We start from the raw sequence: 7902 nt of genomic DNA on the forward strand, positions 1-7902 counted from the left end.
GTCATCGTTCGCGTGGCCTTCCGCCCATGCGGCCTCGACCGACGCTGCACGCAGCGCTACCACGCGCAGTGGCGTGGAGCATGCCGCCGATGCCGCCGCTCCCGCTTCGGCCGTCGCAATCGCGCCGCCGGCGCCGGCGGCCGGCGAAACGCTGAGCGCCGTCAGCGTGACCGCGCAGCGGCAACCGGTCGATCCGGATACCCCGGCCGTCGTCACGTCGATCACGCGCGAGCAGATCGAGTCGCACACCAACGTCACCACCGAGGACGCGCTGAAGTACGCGCCGAACCTGATGGTCCGCAAGCGCTATATCGGCGACCGCAACAGCGTGTTCGCCGGTCGCGACTTCAACGAACTGCAGAGCGCGCGCGGGCTGGTCTACGCCGACGGCGTGCTGCTGTCGAACCTGCTCGGCTCGAGCTACGCGTATCCGCCGCGCTGGTCGCTGATTCCGCCGGACGATATCGCGCGCGTCGACGTGCTCTATGGCCCCTTTTCAGCGCTGTATCCGGGCAACTCGATCGGCTCGACCGTGCTGCTCACGACGCGCCGCCCGGAAAAGCTCGAGGCGTCGCTGTCGACGCAGTTCTTCACGCAGCGCTATCACGACGGCTACGGATTCGCGGACAGTTTCGGCGGCAATCACCAGACCGCGCGGATCGCGAACCGGGTCGGCCGGTTCTGGTTCGCGCTGTCGCTCGACCGGCTCGAGAACAACGGTCAGCCGATGCAGTATGCGAGCCCCAATTCGGCATACAACCCGAAGCTCGGCGCCGCCGTGCCCGTGACGGGCGCCGCGACCGACATCGGGCCCAATGGCAAGCCGCGGACGATCGTCGGCCCGCAGACGATCGAGCGGACCGAGCAGCTCAACGAGACGATGCGGATGGGCTATGCGTTCACCGACCACGTCGATGCAACGCTCACGCTCGGACATTGGGAGAACCATTACCGGCAGCACGGCGAAACCTTCCTGCGCGATGCGGCCGACAATCCAGTCTACGGTGGCAACGTGTCGATCGGCGGCCGGAACATGACCGTCGCGCCGAACGCGTTCGCGCCGCAGCGCGGCGACCAGGAGAACTGGCTGTATGCGCTCGGCCTGAATGGCCGGCTCGATTCCGGCTGGCGCCTGTCGGGCGTCGTGTCCGCATACGACGTGTCGCGCGACGTGCAACGCTCGGCGTCGACCGTGCAGGGCGGCGCAGGCACGCTGTTCCAGGGCGACGGCACCGGCTGGCGCACGCTCGACCTGAAGGCCGAGGCGCCGGAAGTGAAGGGCCACACGTTCACGTTCGGCTATCACTACGACAATTACTTCCTGCGCAACGTCACGTACAACACGGCCGACTGGCTGGCAGGGCCAACCACGTCGCTGTCGAGCGTCTATCGCGGCGACACGCGCACGCAGGCGCTGTTCGGGCAGGACGCGTGGCGCTTCGCGCCGGGCTGGCTCGCGACGCTGGGGCTGCGCTACGAGCGCTGGGATGCGTACGGCGGTGCGCTCGGCAATGCAACGGGCACGCTCGGCTATGCGGACCGCAGCGCGAATGCGCTGTCGCCGAAGGTCGCGTTGCAATGGGATGCGACCGACGTCTGGCGCTTCCGGCTGTCGTTCGCGACCGGCACGCGTTTCCCGACGGTCGGCGAACTGTTCCAGGGCACGATCTCGAACAACGCGATCGTCAACAACAACCCGAACCTGCGGCCGGAAAAGGCGATCGATTGGGACTTCACGGCCGAACGCGACGTCGGTGTCGGCGTCGTGCGTGCCAGCGTGTTCCAGAGCGACCTGCGCGATTCGATCTACAGCCAGACGACGGTGTCGGGCGCGACGACGGTGACCAACATCTCGAACGTCGATCGCGTGCGCGTGCGCGGCGTCGAGCTCGCGTTCAGCGGCGAGAACGTCGGTTTGAAGGGGCTCGCGATCGACGCGAACGTGTCGGCGAGCAATGCACAGATTCTTGCCGATGCCGCGAATCCCGCGTATGTCGGCTCGCGCTTTCCGCGGATTCCGCGCATGCGTGCGAACCTGCTCGCGTCGTATCGCTTCGACGAGCACTGGCTCGCGAGCGTCGGCGTGCGCTACTCGGGCCGCCAGTTCAACACGCTCGACAACAGCGACGTGAACCCGGACGTCTACGGCGGCACGAGCTCGTTCACGGTCGTCGACCTGAAGGCGCGCTACCGCGTCGACCGTCACTGGACTGCGTCGCTCGGCATCGACAACCTGACGGACCGCCGCTATTACGTGTTCCACCCGTATCCGGGCCGTACTTTCTATGGAGAACTGAAATGGTCGCTGTGAGATCGCTCGCGGCAGGCGGCGCGCTGTGGTGCGCGTTGCCGTCGCCAGCCGATGCCCGAGCGTTTGCGCGCGGCGCTCGATGCGGGATGGAGAGGGGAAATGCCGCGCATCATGTGGATCGGGCGCGATGATACACGCGAAGCGCGCAGTGGACTGCTGACGGCCGACATACTCGACGGCTGGTTGCAGCGCGCGAAGTGCTGAACGGGCCGGCGGCGCGCGGCGAGCGTGCCGCGCGCCGGCCTGATGCGAAAACGCGCCCGAAGGCGCGTGGAGAGAAGCGTCAGGCCGCTCGCTTGAATAGCCGGATCACGAACAGCAGGATCACCGCGCCGACGACCGCGACGATCACCGAACCGATGAAGCCGCTGCCGACGCTGAGGCCGAGTATCCCGGCGAGCCAGCCGCCGATCACCGCGCCGACGATCCCGACGATGATGTCGACGATCAGCCCGAAGCCGCCGCCCTTGACGAGCAAGCCGGCAAGCCAGCCGGCAATCGCGCCGATGATGAGCCACATAATCAAGCCATGAGTCATGGTTGTCCTCTCCTTGAGTGGTGTCGAAAGACCGGACGTCGGCTGTGTCGCCGCAAGCTGAATGAAGGCGGCATCGCGACCCGCCGCGCCGCCCACGCAATGTAACGCGATAGACGGGTCGGAATCGTTAAGTAATGTTATGCACCCTTAACGGGATTTTCCAGGGAATTTGTCTACATACGGCATGGCTCGCGCACGGGCAATGCGAGACGAAATGAATCTGTAAGAAAAGGCCGCCGGTGAAGCCGGTCGGCCATCGGCGTCACCGTTCGAGCATCGATGCCTGCATCCCCGTGTCGGGCAAACCGTCGCCTGCGTCGGCGATCAGCCGTGCGACGGTCGCGGGTTCGCCGATCGCTTCTATCGACAGCAGCGCGAAGCGGGCGAGAAAGAGCGACGCATCGGCTTCACCGATCCGCGTCATCGTGCGGCACAGGTCGGTGTAGAGCGTGTCGCGTTCGGTGTCCATCATCATGCGGTCTCCTGAGGATCGGTTGATGCGCCCGGGCGAAGTGCGCGTTCGAGCGCGGCGGTTACGTCGCTCGCGCGAGCGTCGTGCCAGCGGCCGAGTACGTGACCGTCCGGACGCACGAGATAGACGGTGCCGTCGCGCGCGCCGTACCTGTCGAACAGTCGGCCGTCGTCGTCATGGCCGCCGCAGGCCGGTTGCCGCGGCGCCGCATATCGCGCGAGCGTGACGAGCGCGAACGGTATCTGCGCTGCCTGCAGACGCCGTTCAAGATCGGCGAGCGTCGGATCGGGCACGCCGTCGGACGTGAAGCAGAACGCGGTGAAGCGCGGGGCGACGAGGTCGGTCAGGTGGCCGCGGCGCGTGTCGTTGCCGTGCGCCGTGTACCGCATCAGCGGACATTCGGCGAGCACCGTGCCGGGCGCTGGGCCGGCCGAAAACGTATCGCGTTCGGCTGCGTTGAGCGACGACGTCGCATACGCGATGGCGGTCGTCTGGCGCGGATTGATCAGCGAGCGCAGTGCCGGATGCCGGACCGCGAGCGACAGCACGGCCTTGCGCATCAGGTCGAACGCAAACGACGGCGGCGCCATGAACTCGGTGCTCTTCGTGCCGTAGCGCAGGTTCTCGTGCGTCGCGAACACGCGTTCGTCCGAGTAGTTGTCGAGCAGCGTGTCCGATGCGAGCCCGCGAGTCACGTACGCGAGTTTCCATGCAAGGTTGTCGGCATCGTCGATGCCCGAATTCGCGCCGCGCACGCCGAAGATCGGCACGAGATGCGCGGCGTCGCCGCAGAACAGCACGCGGCCGTGCCGATAGCGTTCGAGCGTCAGCGCATTCGCCTTGTAGATCGTGATCCAGATCGGCGACCAGTCGCCGTGCTCGCCCATCATGTCGAGCAGGTTCTGCACGCGCGGGATCACGTTCCCCGGTTTGACGGCCGCTTCGGGATCCTCATCGTCGGGCAACTGGTAGTCGATTCGCCACACGTTGTCGGGCTGCTTGTGGACGAGTACCGTCGAGCCCGGGTTTGACGACGGATCGAAGTATGCGAGCCGTTCGGTCGGCCGGTCGCTGTCGAGCGCGATGTCGACGATCACGTAGCGGCCCTCGTAGCTCGTGCCCTGCAGCGACAGGCCGAGCGCTTCGCGCATCATGCTGCGACCGCCGTCGCACGCGACGACCCAGTCGGCGTCGAGTGCGTAGCTGCCGAGCGGTGTGTCGACGTCCAGGCGCACGCCGTCCGGTTGCCGGGTCACGCCGGTGACTTTCGCCTGCCAGCGGATCTCGATGAGTTCGGGGCGGTGCAGCGCGGCGTCGAGCAGGAATTGCTCGATGTGATACTGCGCGAGATTGATCATCGGCGGCAGCTTCTGGTTTTCGTCCTGCGGCATCGTGAAATGCAGCACTTCGTCGCGACGGTAGAAGCTGCGTCCGCCGGTCCACGGCAACCCCGTGCGCAGGAAGTCGTCGAGCGCGCCGAGCCGCTCGATGATCTCGAGGCTGCGCCGCGAGATGCAGATCGCACGGCTGCCATGGCAGACCGCATCGTCGGCCTCGATCAGCACGCTACGGATGCCATGGTTCGCCAGACCGAGCGCGACGGCGAGGCCGACGGGGCCGCCGCCGACGATCGCTACGCGATGCCGGTGCGTATCGATACCGTCGTCGCACGCCGGCAGATGCGCGGGATGGCGCTCGGCGACGAACGGGTAGGGCTTGAAGTCGATATCCATTGGTGGCTTCCGGGGGAGGGCAGTTCGACGTGCACGCGCGCCGGGGCAACGCGTGCAGGCAGCCGAAGCAGTATGGAAGCCGGGCGGAAGTCCACTGTCCCCATTCCGGGTACAGCAAGCCGACCGGGATTTACCCCGATTCGGTCATCGCAGGCCGGTTCGGTTCAGGGCTGCAGGCAGAGTGCGAACAACTGGCGCTGGCTCGAGATGCCCAGGCGCCGGTAGGCGCGTTTCTGGTACGTGACGACGCTCGACGCCTTCACGCCGATCGTCTCGCCGATCTCTTGTGCGGTCTGGCCTTCGAGCACACCGCGCAGCACGTCGAGTTCACGCTTGGACAGCGCCGGGCAGGCGCTGCGCAGCCGCGCGAGCATCCGTTGCGGGATCCCGATCTGCGCGGCACCGGCGAGCGCGTAGTGATGCTTCGCTGCCTGCGCGATCAGTGGCGCGAGCGCTTCGATCACCGCGATCTCGCGCGGCTGGAACGCGCCGCTGCGATGCGCGCGGTACAAATTGATCGACAGCCAGCTCGCATCGTTGGGCTGTATCAGCAACGACAGCCGGTCGGACACGTCGGGGCCGCGATAGCAGGCCGCTCGATACGCTTCATGATCGATCTCGTCGCCGGCCTGCTGGTGCAGCAGCAGGTCGTGGCGGCGCCCGCCGCGAGGTGCGCTCGACACGATCTTCTGGTTGCCGTCGAGCGCGTAGAAGTGTCGCGCGTAGGTGTCGGCGACGTCGCGCAGGTAGCGGCCGCCGCGATGGTCGGCGACGGATAGCGTGCGCGGACGGTTGCCGAACTCGTACGCGAAGATCGTGCATTGCGTGACCGACAGCGCATCGTCGAACAGCGTCAGCACTTCGGCTGCGAATGCGTTGGGCTCGTTGCCGCCGATCGCGGCGACAAGGCGCGTCGCACGTGACACGTCCAGTTGCCCGGTGAGGTTCGGTCGCTCGAGACGCCAGGTGCGCATGATGCTCGGAAAGGGCGGAAGGGTCCGGCGATTGTAATCGGCGGCGGGCGGCGCGGGAGTCGGGTGATGCCCGCAAGCGGAGCGGACACGGAGAGAAGAAGGGCAGCGCACGATTGGGCGCCCGGAATGAGAAAAGGGCTGACAAGCATTGCTTGTCAGCCCTTTATAACTTGGTGCCGGAGATAGGAGTCGAACCTACGACCTTCGCATTACGAATGCGCTGCTCTACCAACTGAGCTACACCGGCATCAGAGAAACGAAATTATAAGGTGAAATCTGAGACCTTGGCAATAGGTTTTGCGAAATTTTTTCAGCTTGCTGCTGCTGTTTCGCGAAACGCATCGACTCGGCAAACTTCCCGCTTCGTTTCACTGCGATGCGACCCGTTGGGGTCACATCGAGAGCCGCGATTCTACGTACGTCGCGCGACACTGTCTAGTGCTGCAGTGCAAATTTATTGCTTTTCCTGATGGTAGCCCGTCACGCGCTCGACTTCGTTCTTCGAACCGAGGAACACCGGGACGCGCTGATGCAGGCCCGTCGGCTGCACTTCCATGATGCGCTGCGTGCCGGTCGTCGCGGCGCCGCCTGCCTGTTCGACGATGAACGACATCGGGTTCGCTTCGTACATCAGGCGCAGCTTGCCCGGACGATCGGGCGTGCGCTTGTCGGCCGGGTACATGAAGATGCCGCCGCGGTTCAGGATCCGGTGCACGTCGGCCACCATCGATGCGATCCAGCGCATGTTGAAGTTGTCGCCGCGCGGGCCGTCCTTGCCGGCGTTCAGCTCGTCGACGTAGCGCTTGACCGGGTCGTACCAGTGGCGCGCGTTCGATGCGTTGATCGCGTACTCGCGCGTGTCGGCCGGGATTTGCATGTTGCTCTGCGTGAGCACCCACGAGCCGACTTCGCGGTCGAGCGTGAAGCAGTTCACACCGTTGCCGGTCGTCAGCACGAACACCGTCTGCGGGCCGTACACGGCGTAGCCGGCCGCAACCTGCTGCGTGCCGGGTTGCAGGAACGATTCCTCGGTGGCCTGCTTGCCGTCCGGGCAGCGCAGCACCGAGAAGATCGTGCCGATCGACACGTTCACGTCGATGTTCGACGAGCCGTCGAGCGGATCGAACACGAGCAGGTACTCGCCGCGCGGGTAGTTCGCCGGGATCGGGAAGAACGTTTCCATTTCTTCCGATGCCATCGCGGCGAGGTTGCCGCCCCATTCGTTCGCGTCGAGCAGGATTTCGTTCGACAGGATGTCGAGCTTCTTCTGCACTTCGCCCTGGACGTTCTCGCTGCCGGCGGTGCCGAGCGCTTCGCCGAGCGCGCCCTTCGACACGTTGTAGCTGATCGCCTTGCATGCGCGCGCGACGACTTCGATCAGCAGGCGCAGGTCGGCGGGGAGGTTGTTGGTCTCACGTTGCTGTTCGATCAGGAACTTCGACAGCGTGGTGCGGCGGGCAATGGACATGACAGACTCCAGAAGGCCAAAAGAATCCTTGAATAGCCGCAATTTTACCCGCCGCGCCTCCCGTGCCACCGGCTTTTTTCGTCCGGTTACATGACCGGGCGGCCGTCCCGGCCCGGTTTCCCAGGGTTGGAAACCGGCGGGACGCGCTTGACGCCAACGGCAGGCGGCGCGGTCGGCCCTCGCGATTGCGCGCGGTTCCAGCAGTCTTCACACCATAAAAAAGCCGGTGCCGCGACGAGCGGCACCGGCTGTATCGCGCAGGCGATGGCGTTACGCGAGCGCCTTCTCGACGATCTCGCGCACGTCACGCGATTTCGCGCCGGCGGCGACCTGCTCGAGCGCTTCGCGCATCCGGTCGCGCAGCGCCGGCGTGAAGCGGCGCCACAGTTCGAGCGAGCGGGCGAGG

At 65.9% G+C, this 7902-nt stretch carries 6 protein-coding genes, 1 tRNA gene and 1 pseudogene; 2 read left to right on the top strand and 6 right to left on the bottom strand.

Annotated features, from left to right (window positions below):
* Together G3N98_RS37160 and G3N98_RS40070 are read left to right on the top strand one after the other, a co-directional pair.
* The coding region (locus G3N98_RS37160) for a TonB-dependent receptor (protein WP_206150910.1) at window positions 1-2311 on the top strand (2311 nt) is incomplete at its 5' end.
* Between the two features lie 45 nt (window positions 2312-2356).
* Window positions 2357-2515, top strand: a pseudogene (locus G3N98_RS40070) (TlpA family protein disulfide reductase); the annotation flags it as partial.
* Between the two features lie 79 nt (window positions 2516-2594).
* Here G3N98_RS40070 and G3N98_RS37165 read toward each other — a convergent pair.
* The 6 genes from G3N98_RS37165 to G3N98_RS37190 all read right to left on the bottom strand — a co-directional run bounded on the left by G3N98_RS37165 (window position 2595) and on the right by G3N98_RS37190 (window position 7496).
* Window positions 2595-2849 carry a GlsB/YeaQ/YmgE family stress response membrane protein gene (locus G3N98_RS37165; RefSeq protein ID WP_089424754.1) on the bottom strand — a complete coding sequence of 85 codons (255 nt, stop codon included), beginning with the start codon at window positions 2847-2849 and terminating at the stop codon, window positions 2595-2597.
* Between the two features lie 262 nt (window positions 2850-3111).
* The gene (locus G3N98_RS37170; RefSeq protein WP_206150911.1) at window positions 3112-3324 is read right to left on the bottom strand and encodes a hypothetical protein; all 213 of its coding nucleotides are present in this window, start codon (window positions 3322-3324) and stop codon (window positions 3112-3114) included.
* Window positions 3321-5054 (bottom strand): FAD-dependent oxidoreductase, encoded by a 1734-nt coding sequence (locus G3N98_RS37175; protein ID WP_206150912.1) that lies wholly within the window; start codon window positions 5052-5054, stop codon window positions 3321-3323. The genes G3N98_RS37170 and G3N98_RS37175 overlap by 4 nt, the downstream gene beginning before the upstream one ends.
* Window positions 5055-5218: 164 nt before the next feature.
* The gene (locus G3N98_RS37180) at window positions 5219-6028 is read right to left on the bottom strand and encodes a LuxR C-terminal-related transcriptional regulator (RefSeq protein WP_206150913.1); all 810 of its coding nucleotides are present in this window, start codon (window positions 6026-6028) and stop codon (window positions 5219-5221) included.
* A 171-nt stretch (window positions 6029-6199) separates the two neighbouring features.
* A tRNA-Thr gene (locus G3N98_RS37185) sits at window positions 6200-6275 on the bottom strand.
* 207 nt (window positions 6276-6482) lie between these two features.
* Window positions 6483-7496, bottom strand: a complete 1014-nt coding sequence (locus tag G3N98_RS37190; RefSeq protein ID WP_089439471.1) for a class 1 fructose-bisphosphatase — start codon at window positions 7494-7496, stop codon at window positions 6483-6485.
* Window positions 7497-7902: the final 406 nt, after the last annotated feature.

The sequence above is a fragment of the Burkholderia sp. Tr-20390 genome (genome assembly GCF_017104595.1).
GTDB lineage: Bacteria > Pseudomonadota > Gammaproteobacteria > Burkholderiales > Burkholderiaceae > Burkholderia.

What these genes read in the sequence shown, in the direction of transcription:
- G3N98_RS37165 (WP_089424754.1), bottom strand. Translation starts at nt 2,849, where the DNA reads ATGACTCATGGCTTGATTATGTGGCTCATCATCGGCGCGATTGCCGGC.
- G3N98_RS37170 (WP_206150911.1), bottom strand. Translation starts at nt 3,324, where the DNA reads ATGATGATGGACACCGAACGCGACACGCTCTACACCGACCTGTGCCGC.
- G3N98_RS37175 (WP_206150912.1), bottom strand. Translation starts at nt 5,054, where the DNA reads ATGGATATCGACTTCAAGCCCTACCCGTTCGTCGCCGAGCGCCATCCC.
- G3N98_RS37180 (WP_206150913.1), bottom strand. Translation starts at nt 6,028, where the DNA reads ATGCGCACCTGGCGTCTCGAGCGACCGAACCTCACCGGGCAACTGGAC.
- G3N98_RS37190 (WP_089439471.1), bottom strand. Translation starts at nt 7,496, where the DNA reads ATGTCCATTGCCCGCCGCACCACGCTGTCGAAGTTCCTGATCGAACAG.